This is a genomic window from Stakelama saccharophila, assembly GCF_032229225.1.
GTDB lineage: Bacteria > Pseudomonadota > Alphaproteobacteria > Sphingomonadales > Sphingomonadaceae > Sphingomonas > Sphingomonas saccharophila.
Window position 1 is genome coordinate 1539286 of sequence record NZ_CP135076.1, and the last position, 16860, is coordinate 1556145.

The following is a 16860-nucleotide window of genomic DNA, read 5'->3' on the forward strand; positions in this document are numbered from 1 at the left end:
CTTTGCTCTCGTTGGAATCGATGCTGCGCGCGATGTAATGCAAGCCGAGGCAGTTGACGACCCCGCCGCAGCGCTCTAGCGGACACCGCTTAGCGACATCGCCGGAACCTTGCTTTTTAGGAGTGCCCGCCACCATGGCCGACGCCAAACGCCACCCCGTGCCCGAAGGAGCGACGGGGGTATTGGTTCTGGCGAACGGAGACGTGCTGTGGGGCAGGGGATTCGGCGCGGAAGGCGCGGCGGTCGGCGAGGTCTGCTTCAACACCGCGATGACCGGCTATCAGGAGGTGATGACCGATCCCTCTTATGCCGGGCAGATCATCACCTTCACCTTTCCGCATATCGGCAATGTCGGCACCAATGCCGAGGACATCGAGGCGAACGACCCGCACGCGCTGGGCATGATCGTGCGCGAGGACGTGACCGAGCCGAGCAATTTCCGCTCGGTCGATAGGCTCGACCAATGGATGGCGACGCACGAGCGTATCGGCCTTTCCGGCATCGACACGCGCGCGCTGACCCGGCGTATCCGGGCAGGTGGTGCGCCCAGCGGCGTGATCGCGCATTCGAAAGCGGGGCGGTTCGACATTCCCAAGCTGCTCCAGATGGCGCGCGACTGGCCGGGGCTGGAGGGGATGGACCTTGCGAAAGAGGTCACGACCGAGACGCATTACGGCTGGGAAGGCGGCGTGTGGCGGCTGGGCTTCGGATATGAGGGCGAGGGGGAACGTGTCTCGACTTCGCTCGACACGAACGGAGAAGGGCGCGGCGCCTCCGCAAAAGAACCGCTGGTTTCGAGCGAAGTCGAGAAACCCGAGGCTGGTATCCGCCCCCATGTCGTCGCGATCGATTACGGCGCCAAGCGCAACATCTATCGCAACCTGGTGAAGGCCGGCGCGAAGGTTTCCGTGCTGCCCGCCACCGCCAGCTTCGACGATGTCATGGCGCTGCAGCCCGACGGCATCTTCCTGTCGAACGGCCCCGGCGATCCGGCGGCGACGGGCGAATATGCCGTGCCGGTGATCCGCAAGCTGATCGAGACCGGACTGCCGATCTTCGGCATCTGCCTAGGTCACCAGCTCCTCGCGCTCGCGGTGGGTGCGGAGACGACCAAGATGTTCCAAGGGCATCGCGGCGCCAACCATCCGGTCAAGCGGCTAAGCGACGGCGTGGTCGAGATCACCAGCATGAACCACGGCTTTTCGGTAAAGGGCGATACGCTGCCCAAGGGTGCGCGCGAGACGCATGTGTCGCTATTCGACGGCTCCAACGCCGGGTTCGAGCTGACCGACAAGCCTGTCTTCGCCGTCCAGTACCACCCCGAAGCCAGCCCGGGACCTCAGGACAGCTTCTACCTGTTCGAGCGGTTTGTGGGGATGTTGGAGGCAAGTTCGTGAAGGTCATGCGAACGCGAGAGTACGGCGAAATCGCGCTGTATATAATCTACCGTAACGCGATGATAGACGGGCACACTATCTCCAAAGAAGAGGACATTTTGGCTGGATTGGGCGAGCTTTCCAATGCTCCCCAATTGCGCCTAGCGCTAAATAGTCTTCTAGATCGTGAGCTGGTTGTAGACCCTTTCGATCGATCCCGAAAAAATCACGAAGTGCAATATTTCATGCTCACTGATGCCGGAATTGATCTTGTCGAACAGCGTCTTCACGAGGAAGAGAATTCGGCCCCAGCGTTATTTCGCGATGGTGAGTTTGGCGCGTTTGAAGAAGATTGGGTTAGCGTAACGATCGACTTTGATGAAGTTGCGCCTGCATCAGATAGATTCGTATCTAAATCAGACAATGAAGCGGCGTATCAAGAGGCCATCGGAAGTTTGGCCAAACTAGAAGACGAGCTAGCTACCAGCAATGAGGCAGGCTCGATATTCGGAGACGAAAAACCAGTCGTTGAAACGGAAGTTTCGGTGCTTTTTACCTTGCTCGACAAAGGTCGGGTCAGAGCAGTGCCGGTAATAGAATATGCTAAACGCTGCTTAGGCTGGATAGCCGAAAAGGCAGGGGCAGCCTCGATTGGTGAATTAGCAAAACAAGCTCTGCTCGCTATCCTACATTGGTTGTCTCACTAATGCCCAAACGCACTGACATTTCCTCCATCCTCATCATCGGTGCCGGTCCGATCATCATCGGGCAGGCGTGCGAGTTCGATTATTCGGGTACGCAGGCGATCAAGGCGCTGCGCGAGGAGGGTTACCGGATCGTCCTCGTCAATTCGAACCCGGCGACGATCATGACCGATCCCGAACTGGCGGACGCGACCTATGTCGAGCCGATCACGCCCGAGATCGTCGCCAAGATCATCGAGAAGGAACGACCCGACGCCGTCCTGCCGACGATGGGTGGGCAGACCGCGCTCAATACCGCGCTCGCGCTCGACCGCGACGGCACGCTGGAAAAGTTCGGCTGCCAGATGATCGGCGCCAATGCCGAGGCGATCGACAAGGCCGAGGACCGCGAGAAATTCCGCGCGGCGATGGATAAGATCGGGCTCGAAAGCCCGCGCGCCGCGATCGCCGCCGCGCCCGAGATCACGGACGCAAACGGCCGCGTCGTCGGTTATGACCGCCCACGCGGCGTCGTGCGTGCGATGGAGCTGATGGATGAGATCGGCTTGCCCGCGATCATCCGCCCGGCCTTCACGCTGGGCGGCACCGGCGGCGGCGTCGCGTATAATCGCGAGGAATTCGAGCATTATGCCCGCACCGGCATCGAGGCGTCGCCGGTCGGCCAGATCCTGATCGACGAGTCGCTGCTCGGCTGGAAGGAATATGAGATGGAGGTGGTCCGCGACCGCGCGGACAACTGCATCATCATCTGCGCGATCGAGAATGTCGATCCGATGGGCGTGCATACGGGCGATTCGATCACCGTCGCACCGGCGCTGACGCTGACCGACAAGGAATATCAGGTCATGCGCAATGCCAGCCTGGCGGTGCTCCGCGAAATCGGCGTCGAAACAGGCGGTTCCAACGTACAGTTCGCAGTGAATCCGAAGGACGGCCGGCTGGTCGTCATCGAGATGAACCCGCGCGTGTCGCGCTCTTCGGCGCTGGCGTCGAAGGCGACGGGCTTCCCGATCGCCAAGGTCGCGGCGAAGCTGGCGGTGGGCTACACGCTTGACGAGATCGACAACGACATCACCGGCGTCACCCCGGCATCGTTCGAGCCGACGATTGATTATGTCGTGACCAAGATCCCGCGCTTCGCATTCGAGAAGTTCAAGGGCGCCGAACCCGTGCTCGCCACCGCGATGAAATCGGTGGGCGAGGTGATGGCGATCGGCCGCAACATCCACGAATCGATGCAGAAGGCGCTGCGCGGGCTGGAAACGGGGCTTGCGGGCTTCGATCCCGTGGAGCGGCTGGTCGGGGCGACGCGGCCGGTGATCGAGGCGGCGCTGGCCAAGCCGACGCCGGAGCGGTTGCTGGTAACGGCGCAGGCGCTGCGCGAGGGTTTCACCGTGGCCGAAGTGCAGGCGATCACGAAATACGATCCCTGGTTCCTGGAACGTATCGCCGAGATCGTGCGGGCCGAAGAAGCGGTGTGCCGGGACGGTCTGCCGCAGGAGGCGGCCGGTATGCGCAAGCTGAAATCCATGGGCTTTTCGGATAAGCGGCTGGCGGCGCTGGCGCTGCAATCGGCCAATCTGCGCCACGGCAGCGAGGACGCGATCGCGCGCGGATCGGGGCTGATCCACGAAGCGGTCAAGGCGATGACCGGCGGCGTGACCGAGGATGAGGTGCGCCGCGCGCGGCACCGCATGGGCGTGCGGCCGGTCTATAAGCGCATCGACACCTGCGCGGCCGAGTTCGAGGCGAAGACGCCGTACATGTATTCGACCTATGAGGCTCCCAGTTTCGGCGCACCCGAAAACGAGGCGATGCCCAGCGACCGAAAAAAGATCGTGATCCTGGGCGGCGGGCCGAACCGTATCGGACAGGGGATCGAGTTCGATTATTGCTGCTGCCACGCCTGTTTCGCGCTGGAGGAAGCCGGGTTCGAGACCATCATGGTCAACTGCAATCCCGAAACGGTGTCGACCGATTACGATACGTCCGACCGGCTGTATTTCGAGCCGCTGACGGTCGAGGACGTGCTGGAGATCCTGCACGTCGAGCAGTCGAACGGTACGCTTGCCGGCGTGATCGTCCAGTTCGGCGGACAGACGCCGCTCAGCCTCGCCCGTGCGCTGGAAGAAGCGGGCATCCCGATCCTGGGCACCGCGCCGGATGCGATCGACCTGGCCGAGGACCGCGAACGCTTTGCCGCGCTGGTGGCGAAGCTCAAGCTGAAGCAGCCCGACAACGGTATCGCGCGCAGTCGCGAGGAGGCGATCGCGGTGGCCGAGCGCATCGGCTATCCGGTGCTGACGCGGCCGAGCTATGTGCTCGGCGGGCGCGCGATGGAGATCGTGGATTCGACCCGCCAGCTCGAGGAATATATCGAGACGGCCGTGCAGGTGTCGGGCGAGAGCCCGGTGCTGATCGACCAATATCTGCGCGATGCGATCGAGGTCGATGTCGACGCCGTCGCCGATGGCAAGGATGTCGTGGTCGCTGGCGTGCTTCAGCATATCGAGGAAGCCGGTGTGCATTCGGGCGACAGCGCCTGCGCCATCCCGCCGCACAGCCTTCCGCAAGACATCGTCGCGGAAATCGAGAAACAGACCGAGGCGCTGGCGCGTGCGCTGAAAGTGCGCGGGCTGATGAACATCCAGTTCGCGGTTAAGGCGGGCGAGGTCTATCTGATCGAGGTCAATCCGCGTGCCAGCCGCACCGTTCCCTTCGTCGCCAAGGCGATCGGCGCGCCCATCGCGAAGATCGCCGCGCGGGTGATGGCGGGCGAAAAACTCGCCGACCTGCCGACCATCGACCGCGCGATCGACTATGTCGCGGTCAAGGAAGCCGTCTTTCCCTGGGGGCGCTTTCCCGGCGTCGATCCCGTGCTGTCACCGGAAATGAAGAGCACCGGTGAAGTGATGGGAATCGATGATGATTTTGCCGTCGCTTTTGCCAAATCCCAGCTCGGTGCCGGCGTAACGTTGCCGGAGCGGGGGACGCTGTTCGTCAGCGTGAAGGACAGCGACAAGCCGGTGATCGTCGCGGGGGTCCGGATGCTCGCCGAGCACGGCTTCACCATCATCGCCACCGGTGGCACGGCGGACTATCTGGAACGGCAGGGTATCGCGATCGAGCGGGTCAACAAGGTGGCGCAGGGGCGCCCGCACATCGTCGACCGGATCCTGGACGGGCGGGTCGACCTGGTCTTCAATACGACCGAGGGATGGCAGTCGCTTCAGGATTCCAAGTCCATCCGCGCATCCGCCGTCAGCCAGAAGGTGCCCTATTTCACCACGGCACCCGCCAGTAATGCCGCGGCGCAGGCGATCGTGGCGCTGTCGCAACACTCCCTTGAAGTGCGGTCGTTGCAAACCTATTATTCGCGTTCGCACAATTGATTTCCCCCAACTCGGTTTAATGTGCGAGCGGCTCTGCGGCGAGACGCTTGAGCCGGGGGACCGTGAGACAAGGATTGGAAGGTTATGGCGACGGTCGAAAAGGTGCCAATGCTGGCCGAGGGCCACGCAAAGCTGACCGAGCAGCTCAAGGCGCTCAAGGCGGAACGCCCGCAGGTTGTGGACGCGATCGAGGAAGCGCGTGCGCACGGCGACCTTTCCGAAAACGCGGAATATCATGCCGCCAAGGAGCGGCAGGGGCAGATCGAAGCGTCGATCGCCGATATCGAGGACAAGCTGAGCCGCGCCCAGGTCATCGACCCCAGGGATCTGTCGGGCGACAAGATCGTCTTCGGTGCGACCGTGACGCTGCTCGACGAGGACGACAAGCCGATAAAGTACCAGATCGTCGGCCCGACCGAGGCCGATGCCAAGGCGGGGCGCATTTCCTATAATTCGCCGATGGGGCGCGGCTTGATCGGCAAACGTGTCGACGACGAGGTCGAGGTGACGGTGCCGTCGGGCGACCGCTATTACCTCGTATCGAAGATCGAGTTCATCTGACCGGATGCGCGCATTTGGCGCGCCTGTAACGCTCGGAATCGCGATGCTCACGGCCGTCGTGAGCATCGCGTTCCTGTTTTCGGGGGCGATCGACGCTGCGGCCATATGGGGCGGATTCATCCCGGCGCGGATCGGCGGCACGTCCCTGTTCGAGAGCTATTACCGACTTGCGCCGGCCGGTTTAACGCCGCTGACGGCCACGCTGGTCCATGCCGGGCTCCTGCACCTGGGGTTCAACATGGTGATGTTTCTATATACCGGCCGCGAAAGCGAGCGGGCGCTGGGCGGTACGGGCATTGCCATATTGTATCTGGCGGGAGCCTATGCCGCGGCGGCGGCGCAGTGGCTGGCCGGTCCCGATGTGCAGACACCGATGATCGGTGCGAGCGGCGCCATCTCCGCGATCGTGGGTGCCTATTCACTGCTTTATGGCCGGATGCGAGCGCGTGCGATCGGGCCGATACCGGCGCGGGCGGTGCATGTGCTGTGGCTGGCGGCGGCGTGGACGGGCCTCAACCTGCTGATCGGGATACTCAGCGCCGATACGGGGATGCCGATCGCGGCCGCGGCGCATGTCGGCGGGTTCGCCGCCGGCCTGCTGCTCGCGCGGCCGCTGCTGTCGCTGCGTCGCCGCTGGGTTTGAGCGGCTTGGGGCGTTACCGATCCGTTCGTGCTGAGCCTGTCGAGGGACCGCTCGTTCTTTCCACCCGCGCAGACCTTCAAGTTCAGGTCCGCGGAGCGACGAACCCGTCAGAGGCGAATGCTATCAGCTTTGCACACGATCAGCCTGGACTCTCGGAGGTTCGGAACAAGGGCGGGAAGGCACGACGCTCTGCCTGATCCGGTCCAAAGGGTTCGGGATGACGAAAAGGTGCGCCCTTTCGTAGAGGTTCCGCGGAGGCGGGCTTGGTTGGGCCGTTCGGAAAAACCAGCCGGCGCATCCCGCCTTCGCGCGGGAATGACGAGAATAGCGAAATCTTGCTCGCGCGGCCCGCGGCTTCATTGTGCCGAGGCTGGCCTAGTCCTCCCGCGTCAGGCCGGTTTCCGGCTCGAACAGGCGGTGGAGATGGGCCACGACATATTTCATCTCGGCATCGTCGACGGTGCGCTGTGCCGCGGCGCGCCAGGCCTGTTCGGCGCTGGCATAATCGGGGAAGATCCCCACCATTTCGATTTCCTTGAGATTCGTGAAATCGAGCGTGGTGGGATCGCTGACGCGACCGCCGAACACGAAGTGCAGCTTGGTCATACGGCCTCCGGAAGGAGAATGAGGGGAATCGGCGCCAGCGAATAGCCGCTGACGCCGATCACGCAATCCCCGAAGGGCAAGTTTCTGCGAAGCTCAGGCGGTTTTCTTGCCCGAGACCGCCGATTTGCCGGCGTCGCCCGCCGCCTTTGCGACGTGGCCGAAGATCGAGGAGGCCTTGCTCTTCGCCGTGCCCTTGTCGGGCGCAAGCGCTTCGAACTCTTCCTTGCCCGCGTCGCGCGCCGCGGCGGCTGCGGCGGTGGCGCCCTGGATCAACCGCTTGCCGGTGGAGCCGAACATTTCGGTCTCGCGCTCGGTACGGGGCAGAAGGACACCGGCCAACAGTCCGACGGCCGCACCGCCGACGAGCATGGCGAGCGGATTGCCGTCGAGGCTGTCGCCGGCATATCTGGTCGCCTTCCGACCCGTTTCGCGGGACTTGCCATAGGCCTTGCTGGCGCGGTCGCGAGTCTTGCTGATCGTATCGTCCGCCTTGCCGCGGATGCCGGATTGCGAGCTGTTGGCATTGGGCGTCTGCGTATCCGTCATGTCGGACTTTCCTTTCTTGCGGGCCTCGTCACCGGGCTCATGGGATTCAAACTCTCGAAGGGGCGGGGCGGTTTCACGACCCTTTATCGCACCGGCGGGCCAGCAGGCGCTTTGTCAGCCACGCACCGGCCAAGGCACCGGTCAGTGCGAGGGCAAGGCCGGGTCGCCGGCGCAAGGCCCACACTCCGCCGACGGCCAGAGCGCCGGCCTTCGACTTCGCGGTCGCCCCGGCTTGCGCCGCCAGGCGTTTCGGGCGCAACCGGTCCTTCAGCACATTGGCGGTCAGCAGGACGTCGTGCTTCGCCTCGCGCGCCTGTGCGGCGGCGGCATGGACAGCGGTTTCGTCGCTCACATTTCCTCCCGCTTGGTCGAGGCGGTGACCTGCTGCATCCGTCGTATCGCCGCGCGAACCAGAAGGCCGGCGGTCGCAAGCGTAACGCCGATCACGATGACGATCGACCAGACGATGCCGACGACAGGCATCAGCGCGATGATCAGGCCCACCAACAAGGCGATCAGCGCGGCATTGGCCAGCACCGCACCGGCGATGCCGAAGGCCGCCGCCATCTTCGCGGCATCGAGCCGGTCGCGCAGAAGCGTCTTGTAGAAGCCGATTTCGGCACGCGCCCAGTCCCTGCTTTCGCGGAACAGTTGTGCGATCAGCGCGCCGGTGCCGAGTTCTTCGGGATTCCTTTCGTTCACGTCGCTGCCGAGCCGGTTCAATCGGCGCCGTCGTGATCGAAGCCCGACTTCAGGATCCGGGCGAAGACGAAGCCGAGGGCGGCCGCCGTGCCGATGGCGACGGCGGGACTCTTGCGAACGAAGTCGCGCACGTCATCGAGCAGTTCGTCCACCTCCCTGCTTTCCAGGGTGGCGGCGAAGTCCGATACGGAACCCGCGGCCTGACGCGCATATTTTCCGTATTCGGCGCCGAACCGTTCGTCCACGGAACCGGCCGCCTCCTCCATCATTCTGGACACGTCCCTGAGCGTGCCCGTCGCTTTCGTCTTGCCCTCGCTTGCGTAGCTGCGCGCCTTGCCGGCGGCTTCGCGCGACGCCTTGGATGCTTCTTCCTTCACCATGTCCCTGGCGCTCTTGCGCGGCATATCGCTGCCTTCGCCAGCCGTCTTCGCCGGATCGGCGGGCTTCGGACCGGTCGCCTTCGGCTGCGGCGGCTTTGGCGCCTTTGGCGGCTTGGCATCACCCGGACCGTCCTTGACGGGCGCGGCGGGAATCTTGTCGTCGGCCATATAGAAACCCTTTCATCATTCAGGCGAAACAACCTCGAAGCAGTCGCGTGGTTCCATCCGCAGATGCGAATTGCCGACGCACCCGGTAATGGCTAGAGCCACGCCCGAATTCGCGCCGCCAACAGATATCAGGTAGGGAGATCGTTTCGTGACCGCAATTATCGACATTCATGGCCGCCAGATTTTTGACAGCCGGGGCAATCCGACGGTCGAGGTCGACGTTCTGCTGGAAGATGGCAGTTTCGGCCGTGCCGCCGTGCCGTCTGGCGCCTCGACCGGCGCGCACGAGGCGGTGGAGCGGCGCGACGGCGACAAGTCGCGTTACCTGGGCAAGGGCGTCAGCCAGGCCGTCGAGGCGGTCAACGGAGAGATCGCCGAGGCATTGCTGGGCTTCGAGGCGGAGGACCAGGGCGATGTCGATGCGGTCATGCGGACGCTCGACGGCACCGACAACAAGGGCCGCCTGGGCGCCAACGCGATCCTGGGCGTCAGCCTGGCGGTGGCGAAAGCCGCGGCCGAGGCACGTGGCCTGCCGCTCTATCGCTATGTCGGCGGCGTCGGCACGCATCTCCTGCCGGTGCCGATGATGAACATCATCAATGGCGGCGAGCACGCCGACAACCCGATCGACTTCCAGGAATTCATGATCATGCCGGTGGGCGCGGACAGCATCGCCGAGGCGGTGCGCTATGGTTCCGAGATCTTCCACACGCTGAAGAAGGGCCTGAGCGAGAAGGGGCTTTCCACCTCCGTGGGGGACGAGGGCGGCTTCGCGCCGGCGCTGGGTTCGACCACCGACGCGCTCGACTTCATCATGCGGTCGGTCGAGGCGGCGGGCTACACGCCCGGCGACGACATCATGCTCGCACTTGATTGCGCCTCGACCGAATTCTTCCGGGACGGCGCCTATCACATGGAAGGCGAGGGCAAGACGCTGAGCCCCGACGAGATGGCGCAATATCTGGATGATCTGGTCGGCCGCTATCCGATCCTGTCGATCGAGGACGGTATGGCCGAGGACGATTTCGAAGGCTGGAAGGCGCATACCGACCTTTCCGGCGGCAAGGTCCAGCTCGTCGGCGACGACCTGTTCGTCACCAACCCGGAGCGCCTGGCCGACGGTATCGAGCGCGGCCTGGCCAATTCGTTGCTGGTCAAGGTCAATCAGATCGGGTCATTGTCGGAGACGCTGGAGGCGGTCAGCCTGGCGCAGCGTTCGGGCTATACGGCCGTCATGTCGCACCGTTCGGGCGAAACCGAGGATGCGACGATCGCGGATCTCGCCGTCGCGACCAATTGCGGGCAGATCAAGACCGGTAGCCTGGCGCGTTCTGACCGGCTCGCCAAGTACAACCAGCTCATCCGCATCGAAGAGGAGCTGGGCGACGTGGCGCGCTATGCCGGGCGCTCGGTGCTGCGCGGCTAGAACCTGCGAACCGTTGGCGACGGGCCGGTCTGCGTCAGCAGCAGAGCCCTCGCCAACGAGTAGGCCCAGCGTCAGTACCCCTAATCGAAGGCGAGGGGGCGAATCGATCCGCGGAGCGGGCGGGGCGCCGTGCTTCGGCGTCGATGCACAGCGAAAATCCTTGATTTACCGGCCGTGTCGGGCGAATATCAGATATGCCCCGTTCCGCTCCCCTGACGATGCTGCGCCGCGCGAGCTTGCCGGCTGCGGCGATCGTTTCAATGGTCTTTTTCGGCTATTACGCGGTACTCGGCCCGAACGGCGTTCTGGCGTATCGCGATTATCAACATCAACTCGCGCAGCGGGAGGCGCGGTATGCGCGGCTCGATGCGGAGCGCGCCGATCTGCGCAACCGCAAGAAGCTGCTCGATCCGCGCCACGTCAATCCGGACCTGGCCGACGAACTGGTGCGCAAGGAGCTGAACGTCGTCCATCCGGACGAGAAGATCATTCCGCTCAACTGACGCACATCGTGCGTTGAACGTCATCGCGATCCGCGCGTTGGCGTTGCAGTGAGGCTTATAACCTGATTATAGGCTCCATCGTCCTTCCCAAGGAAACGAGGTTTAGCAAATCGTGGCCAAGGCACCGGCACGCAGCCGTAAGAGCACCCCCCCCAAGCCCAATCGCGAACGGCCGGACGAGCCCAAGCGATACGAGGCATCCAAGGAAGAACTCATCGAGTTCTACAAGAAGATGCTTCTCATCCGCCGTTTCGAGGAAAAGGCGGGCCAGTTATATGGCCTCGGCCTCATCGGCGGCTTCTGTCATCTCTATATCGGGCAGGAGGCCGTGGCGGTCGGTCTGCAATCGGCGCTTGCCGAAAAGGACAGCGTCATCACCGCCTATCGCGATCATGGCCATATGCTGCTGTGCGGCCTGCCGCCGAAGGACGTCATGGCCGAGCTGACCGGCCGCGCCGCCGGCATCTCGAAGGGCAAGGGCGGCTCGATGCACATGTTCTCGGTCGAGCATAAATTCTATGGCGGCCACGGCATCGTCGGCGCCTCGGTGCCGCTGGGCGCCGGGCTGGCCTTCAGCCACAAATACAATGAGGATGGCGGCGTGTGCCTCGCTTATTTCGGCGACGGCGCGTCCAATCAGGGCCAGGTTTACGAAGCCTTCAACATGGCCGAGCTGTGGAAGCTGCCGATCATCTTCGTGATCGAGAACAACCAATACGCGATGGGCACCAGCGTCAATCGCTCGGCGGCCGAGGACCAGCTCTACAAGCGCGGCGAATCCTTCCGCATTCCCGGCCTGCAGGTCGACGGCATGGACGTGCTGGCGGCGCGCGGCGCGGCCGAGACGGCGCTGGAATGGGTGCGCAGCGGCAAGGGGCCGATCATCCTGGAGATGAAGACCTATCGCTATCGCGGCCACTCCATGTCCGACCCGGCGAAATATCGCAGCCGCGACGAGGTGCAGACGATGCGCGAAAAGTCCGATCCGATCGAGCGAGTGAAGCGCGAACTGGCGGAAGCCGGTATCAGCGAGGACGATATCAAGACCACGGAGAAGGAAATCCGCCGAATCGTGAACGAGGCCGCGGACTTTGCGGAATCGACGCCCGAACCCGAGGCGGGCGAACTGTATACCGACGTTCTGGTGGAGTCCTACTGAGATGGCGATCGAACTGAAGATGCCGGCGCTGTCGCCCACGATGGAAGAGGGCACGCTGGCGAAGTGGCTGGTGAAGGAAGGCGATACCGTCGCGGCCGGCGACATCATGGCCGAGATCGAGACGGACAAGGCGACGATGGAGTTCGAGGCGGTCGACGAGGGTACGATCGCCAAGATCCTGGTCGATGAAGGCACGGATAATGTGAAGGTCGGCGCCGTCATCGCCATGCTTGCGGAGGAAGGCGAGGACGTGGGCGATGTCGAGGCGCCCGAGGCCGATACCCCCGACAAGAAGGAAAAGGCGGGCGAGAGCGACACCAAGCCGGCCAAACCCGAAACCGAGAGGAAAGAAGCGCCGACGAAGCCGGAACGCCTCGAGTCCGAGGCGCGGCAGCCCGATCCGGAAGTGCCGGAAGGCACCGAGATGGTGAAGATCACCGTCCGCGAGGCGCTGCGCGACGCGATGGCCGAGGAGATGCGCAAGGACGAGCGCGTCTTCGTGATGGGCGAGGAAGTCGCGGAATATCAGGGCGCCTACAAGGTCACGCAGGGGCTGCTCGACGAATTCGGCGACAGGCGCGTGATCGACACGCCGATCACCGAATACGGCTTTGCCGGTGTCGGCACCGGTGCGGCGATGGGCGGCCTTCGCCCCGTGGTCGAGTTCATGACGTTCAACTTCGCCATGCAGGCGATCGATCATATCGTGAACTCCGCCGCGAAGACGAACTACATGTCCGGCGGCCAGATGCGCTGTCCGATCGTATTCCGCGGGCCGAACGGCGCCGCGAGCCGCGTAGGCGCGCAGCACAGCCAGAATTACGGTCCCTGGTATGCCAGCGTGCCGGGCCTGGTCGTGATCGCGCCCTATGACGCGGCGGATTGCAAGGGCCTGCTCAAGGCCGCGATCCGCAGCGAGGATCCGGTCGTGTTCCTGGAGAACGAACTGGTCTATGGCCGCAGCTTCGAGATCCCGAAGCTGGACGACTATGTCCTGCCGATCGGCAAGGCGCGGATCATGCGGGAAGGTGCGGACGTCACCATCGTCAGCTATTCGATCGGTGTAGGCGTATCGCTCGAAGCCGCCGAGAAGCTGGCCGAGGAGGGGATCGACGCGGAAGTGATCGACCTTCGCACGCTGCGCCCGCTCGACAAGCAGGCCGTGCTCGACAGCCTGAAGAAGACGAATCGCGTCGTGGTTGCCGAAGAAGGCTGGCCGACCTGCTCGATCGCCAGCGAAATCGCGGCGATCTGCATGGAGGAAGGGTTCGACGATCTCGACGCGCCGGTGCTGCGCGTGACCAACGAGGACGTGCCGCTGCCCTATGCCGCCAACCTGGAGAAGATGGCGCTGATCGACGCCGACCGCGTCGTCGCGGCGGCGAAGAAGGTCTGCTACGTAGAATAGACCGCCTAGCCGGTCCGCAGCGGGACGCGTTCGGAAGAGCGCGTCCCGCCTGTCCGATCGTCAGAGCCCGTCGGCTGAATCGCAATTTTGCTTGGGTGGAAACTGATCTTGCTGATCGGGCAGGGTCAGGTCGTTCTTGCGCGCCCGGTACATGGCGGTGCGGGTAAAATGCTGCGGTAGATCGAGCATCGAGAACGGGATGCTCGAGAACAGAGGCTGATAATCATAGGTGACCTGAACGTGGAATAGCAGTTCGTTCTTCGGCAACACCTTGTTCAAATCGGCGGTTTTCGAGTCCTGCCAGCAGCCAAGGACCGGTTGTGCCTGAGCGAAGGCTCCGTCGAAGCGCTGCCACAGTATCTCATTCGTCGTTTTCCCGCTGCCGCTCTTGTCGACGCCCCGCACCGCCGTGATGACGATCCGGCCGTGTTCGCGCAGATTGAACGGTTTGGCGGTGACGTCGAGCGCGTTGAACAGATCGTAAATCTGCCCTTCGTTCAGCCCGATGCGTCCTTGCCCGCTTTGCGCTATGAGGTCGGCTGCCATCGACGCCAGGCGTTGCACCCGATTGTTCGCGATGATGTAATTGCCCATTTCGAGGCCGCTGAGCGACAGCCCCAGCAAAAGGGGTAGGCCCAAGGCGAACTCGATCATCGCCACGCCTTTCGTGGCGAGCAAAACCGCGTTCAAGCGATTGCGGCACGCCCGGTACATCATTCGTCTAAATCCTTTCGGCGTACCGATTCGTTTCGGACGACGGTCGTTGCGCTGATCGTGATGGCATCTTGGAGGCCGAGCGGGCGGGCAAGGAAGTCGAACAGGATTTTCTTGGGATAAATGGCAGTATAGCTCACCACGTCTCCCGGCCCTCCGAGTGTCCCTTCGATCGGCTCCGCCGGATCCCACTCGCCGTTCCGATTCCGATCGACATAAGGCTCATTCAGGTCGTGTTGGCCGTTGCCGTCCACATCGTCATAGCTTTCCGGATAGGAAGTGCTGAAGTCCCGGTACACCTTGGTAACGATGGTCATGGATCGACCGTCGGCCAGCGGAAAATCTTCCATCGATTTTATGATGCTGTCGCGGAGAACGGCGTCGCGCTCTTCCTCTGATGTTTCCAGCGAGGCGGTCGCGATGCGCGAAGCGTCGATCACGGCACCGTCGAGCACCGTTCGGGCGAACAGCAGATGCCCGAGTTCCAACGTGCCGCAAATCAACGTCAACAGCGCGGGAAGGACGATCGCGAACTCCACCGCGGTAACCGCACGGCGATCGTGGCGAAGAAGAGGGCGGGCGGTCATTGGACGAGATGCAAGTCGACCAGCTCGGTCGCGACGTCCTGAAAGGCCTTGCGCAATTCGTCGGTGCTGCTCGTCCTATATACATGCCCAGGTGCGCAGTTATCGAAAAGACCGCCGCCATCGGTCGCCAGCGCAATGATATACACTTCCGGCGGATTGGCCTCGCGGTGGATGTTCGAACAGGTCTTGGAGAACCGCAGCTCCGATTGCTTTTCCACATTTACCTGATCGCCGGGAACCAGTCCGTCGGTCCAGCGGCCGTACCAGGTATAGGTCCGGTCCTTATAGCGGTTGTGCTCCTCGGAGATCTCGTTCTGGCCATCGGTCATGAAGACGATCGCGCGGCGAGGCAATTCGTTGGTGGGCTTGTCGCGAGGGAAGGCGTCATCTCGAACAAGCAGACGAAACCCCCACAGCAGGCCACTGTGGTGCAGTGTTCCGTTGGCAGGATAAATCGCGCCGTTCTCCTGGTCGATATAGTCGTCATAGTCCGACTTCGGCCGATCATATTGCACGAGCATCGCTTCTTGCGGACATTGCCAGTTGGGCGACGGAATCGGCGTTTTGTTGTAATAGGAGCTGGTGGTGCTCCCGCCCTTCGGATTGACGACGGCATCCGTCGCCTGTTTCCAGGACGACAGTTGCGGCAGGTGCGAAGGATCGACCGCCCAATCGTTGCTGTGGCTCTTTCCCGGAGTCGGCTTGACGTACCCGTTGCCATTTTTCTTGCGGATTACATCGTTATAGCTGCTATCCGGTCCGTCTTCGTTCAGGTCGATATAATATTCGAAAAAGTAATCCCTATAGGCGTCGGTATTGGCAAGAATCTTGGCTACTGTCTCCCCTGCGGACCCGGTGTATCCGCCAGTAAGAAGATACCGGTTGTCACCGCCCTCGTAATTTAGCGCTTGATAATATCTACTTTCGGGATCGAGTTTTTGGGCCTGTGTCACGGAATTCTTATTGATGTTGGGAATCCACAGCGGCGGCATGAAGAAGGGACGCACCGGATCGCGCCCGTTCTCACCCGGCAGCGAGCGGGTCAGATCCCAGGCGCCGGGATCGGAATCTTCGATGTCGTTGTTGACCTTTGGGATCGTCGGATCGGCCATCACGCAGCCCTTCCAGGCAAGCTTGTTGGCCGGCCACTCGTGCCAATATTTATTGTATTGGGGATTGCTCAAATAGGTAAAGCCGTCGAGCGGTTCGATGCCGTTCGACTTCAACGGAATGCTAGCTTTTTCGAGCAGATGTCCGACGTTTACGGTGATGTCGTACGGCAGAAAGCCGATCGCCAGGTCCTCGCGCTTGTCACGGCCCTGGTACAGAACGTCCAGGAAGTCGTGCGCGGCGCTCTTCAGGGCCGTCATGCGCGTACCGCCGTTCAATCCGTTGCGCATCGAGCCCGTATTGTCGAGGATGACCATCACCTCCAGCGGCCTGGGCTGCAATTCGGCCTTGGCCTCGGCCGCCACGGAACGGCGATCGATGCCGAAAATGCGCATGAAAGTCATCGGCACTTCGGCCGTTGCCGTGAGGGTGGTGACGTTCAGTTCTCCGCGCCGGGTAAATTCGGGCAGCACCTGCAAATTCTCTACGCCCATATACGGCGGAGAATCCGGGAAATTGCCGTAGAAATAGGAAAGCGCCTGTTGATCGCGCGAGGTCGGACTGTCGTCGGTAATACCGAATGCGCGCGCGCCAGCGAGCGCACCAGCGTCGACACCGGCCTGCAGTTGCGATTTGACGATGTAGAGGCGTCCCGTGTCGACCGCCGCGCCGATTACCGCAAGAACGGGAAGCAATGCCGCCGCCATGAAAGGCAGCGCGGATGCGCGACGATTTGACGCCAGGCTGGCAAGCTTGCGAAGATACCATGCGGCGCAGCGCGCCGCGGCGTTCGTCACCGACATCTGCAATTCCCATCCTTTGGTCCATCGGTCGCCATAGCGGGTCCTGCTTTCTCGTCGGTTGTGACAAATGGT

The 16860-nt window shown here is 62.8% G+C and carries 17 protein-coding genes; 9 read left to right on the top strand and 8 right to left on the bottom strand.

The genetic code is table 11. The features are described from left to right. Positions 1–134: 134 nt before the first annotated feature. The 5 genes from carA to RPR59_RS07285 all read left to right on the top strand — a co-directional run bounded on the left by carA (position 135) and on the right by RPR59_RS07285 (position 6676). Positions 135–1397 carry a glutamine-hydrolyzing carbamoyl-phosphate synthase small subunit gene (gene carA, locus RPR59_RS07265; RefSeq protein WP_313918171.1) on the top strand — a complete coding sequence of 421 codons (1263 nt, stop codon included), beginning with the start codon at positions 135–137 and terminating at the stop codon, positions 1395–1397. Continuing rightward, the gene (locus RPR59_RS07270; protein WP_313918172.1) at positions 1394–2083 is read left to right on the top strand and encodes a hypothetical protein; all 690 of its coding nucleotides are present in this window, start codon (positions 1394–1396) and stop codon (positions 2081–2083) included. Before carA ends, RPR59_RS07270 begins: the two co-directional genes overlap by 4 nt. Then, the gene (gene carB, locus RPR59_RS07275) at positions 2083–5472 is read left to right on the top strand and encodes a carbamoyl-phosphate synthase large subunit (RefSeq protein WP_313918174.1); all 3390 of its coding nucleotides are present in this window, start codon (positions 2083–2085) and stop codon (positions 5470–5472) included. The genes RPR59_RS07270 and carB overlap by 1 nt, the downstream gene beginning before the upstream one ends. 84 nt (positions 5473–5556) lie before the next feature. Next, entirely contained in the window at positions 5557–6033 is a 477-nt protein-coding gene (gene greA, locus RPR59_RS07280; protein WP_313918176.1) for a transcription elongation factor GreA, read from the top strand. Between the two features lie 43 nt (positions 6034–6076). Continuing rightward, positions 6077–6676: a rhomboid family intramembrane serine protease gene (locus RPR59_RS07285; protein WP_313918178.1), complete on the top strand. Its 600-nt coding sequence runs from the start codon at positions 6077–6079 to the stop codon at positions 6674–6676. A gap of 375 nt (positions 6677–7051) precedes the next feature. Here RPR59_RS07285 and RPR59_RS07290 read toward each other — a convergent pair whose 3' ends face one another. The 5 genes from RPR59_RS07290 to RPR59_RS07310 form a co-directional block, all read right to left on the bottom strand. After that, positions 7052–7282 carry a DUF4170 domain-containing protein gene (locus RPR59_RS07290; RefSeq protein ID WP_313918180.1) on the bottom strand — a complete coding sequence of 77 codons (231 nt, stop codon included), beginning with the start codon at positions 7280–7282 and terminating at the stop codon, positions 7052–7054. Between the two features lie 93 nt (positions 7283–7375). Then, entirely contained in the window at positions 7376–7828 is a 453-nt protein-coding gene (locus RPR59_RS07295) for a hypothetical protein (protein ID WP_313918182.1), read from the bottom strand. Positions 7829–7901: 73 nt separating this feature from the next. After that, positions 7902–8180: a hypothetical protein gene (locus RPR59_RS07300; RefSeq protein ID WP_313918184.1), complete on the bottom strand. Its 279-nt coding sequence runs from the start codon at positions 8178–8180 to the stop codon at positions 7902–7904. Further along, positions 8177–8530 (bottom strand): phage holin family protein, encoded by a 354-nt coding sequence (locus tag RPR59_RS07305; RefSeq protein WP_313918186.1) that lies wholly within the window; start codon positions 8528–8530, stop codon positions 8177–8179. The genes RPR59_RS07300 and RPR59_RS07305 overlap by 4 nt, the downstream gene beginning before the upstream one ends. A 17-nt stretch (positions 8531–8547) precedes the next feature. After that, positions 8548–9078: a hypothetical protein gene (locus RPR59_RS07310; RefSeq protein ID WP_313918188.1), complete on the bottom strand. Its 531-nt coding sequence runs from the start codon at positions 9076–9078 to the stop codon at positions 8548–8550. A gap of 148 nt (positions 9079–9226) precedes the next feature. Here RPR59_RS07310 and eno point away from each other — a divergent pair, with 148 nt between their 5' ends. The 4 genes from eno (at position 9227) to RPR59_RS07330 (ending at position 13574) form a co-directional block, all read left to right on the top strand. Then, the gene (gene eno / locus RPR59_RS07315) at positions 9227–10504 is read left to right on the top strand and encodes a phosphopyruvate hydratase (RefSeq protein ID WP_313918189.1); all 1278 of its coding nucleotides are present in this window, start codon (positions 9227–9229) and stop codon (positions 10502–10504) included. A 194-nt stretch (positions 10505–10698) separates the two neighbouring features. Next, complete coding sequence (locus tag RPR59_RS07320; protein ID WP_313918192.1) at positions 10699–11007, top strand: FtsB family cell division protein; 309 nt, start codon at positions 10699–10701, stop codon at positions 11005–11007. A 112-nt stretch (positions 11008–11119) separates the two neighbouring features. Then, complete coding sequence (gene pdhA / locus RPR59_RS07325) at positions 11120–12166, top strand: pyruvate dehydrogenase (acetyl-transferring) E1 component subunit alpha (protein ID WP_313918194.1); 1047 nt, start codon at positions 11120–11122, stop codon at positions 12164–12166. A gap of 1 nt (position 12167) precedes the next feature. After that, positions 12168–13574 carry a pyruvate dehydrogenase complex E1 component subunit beta gene (locus RPR59_RS07330; RefSeq protein WP_313918195.1) on the top strand — a complete coding sequence of 469 codons (1407 nt, stop codon included), beginning with the start codon at positions 12168–12170 and terminating at the stop codon, positions 13572–13574. Between the two features lie 60 nt (positions 13575–13634). Here RPR59_RS07330 and RPR59_RS07335 read toward each other — a convergent pair whose 3' ends face one another. Genes RPR59_RS07335 through RPR59_RS07345 form a run of 3 tightly spaced genes read right to left on the bottom strand, consistent with a single transcriptional unit; the run spans position 13635 to position 16788 of the window. After that, the gene (locus tag RPR59_RS07335) at positions 13635–14291 is read right to left on the bottom strand and encodes a TadE/TadG family type IV pilus assembly protein (RefSeq protein WP_313918197.1); all 657 of its coding nucleotides are present in this window, start codon (positions 14289–14291) and stop codon (positions 13635–13637) included. Further along, positions 14288–14875, bottom strand: a complete 588-nt coding sequence (locus RPR59_RS07340; RefSeq protein ID WP_313918199.1) for a TadE/TadG family type IV pilus assembly protein — start codon at positions 14873–14875, stop codon at positions 14288–14290. The genes RPR59_RS07335 and RPR59_RS07340 overlap by 4 nt, the downstream gene beginning before the upstream one ends. Beyond that, positions 14872–16788, bottom strand: coding sequence for a TadE/TadG family type IV pilus assembly protein (locus RPR59_RS07345; RefSeq protein WP_313918201.1), 1917 nt, complete (start codon positions 16786–16788; stop codon positions 14872–14874). Before RPR59_RS07345 ends, RPR59_RS07340 begins: the two co-directional genes overlap by 4 nt. Positions 16789–16860: the final 72 nt, after the last annotated feature.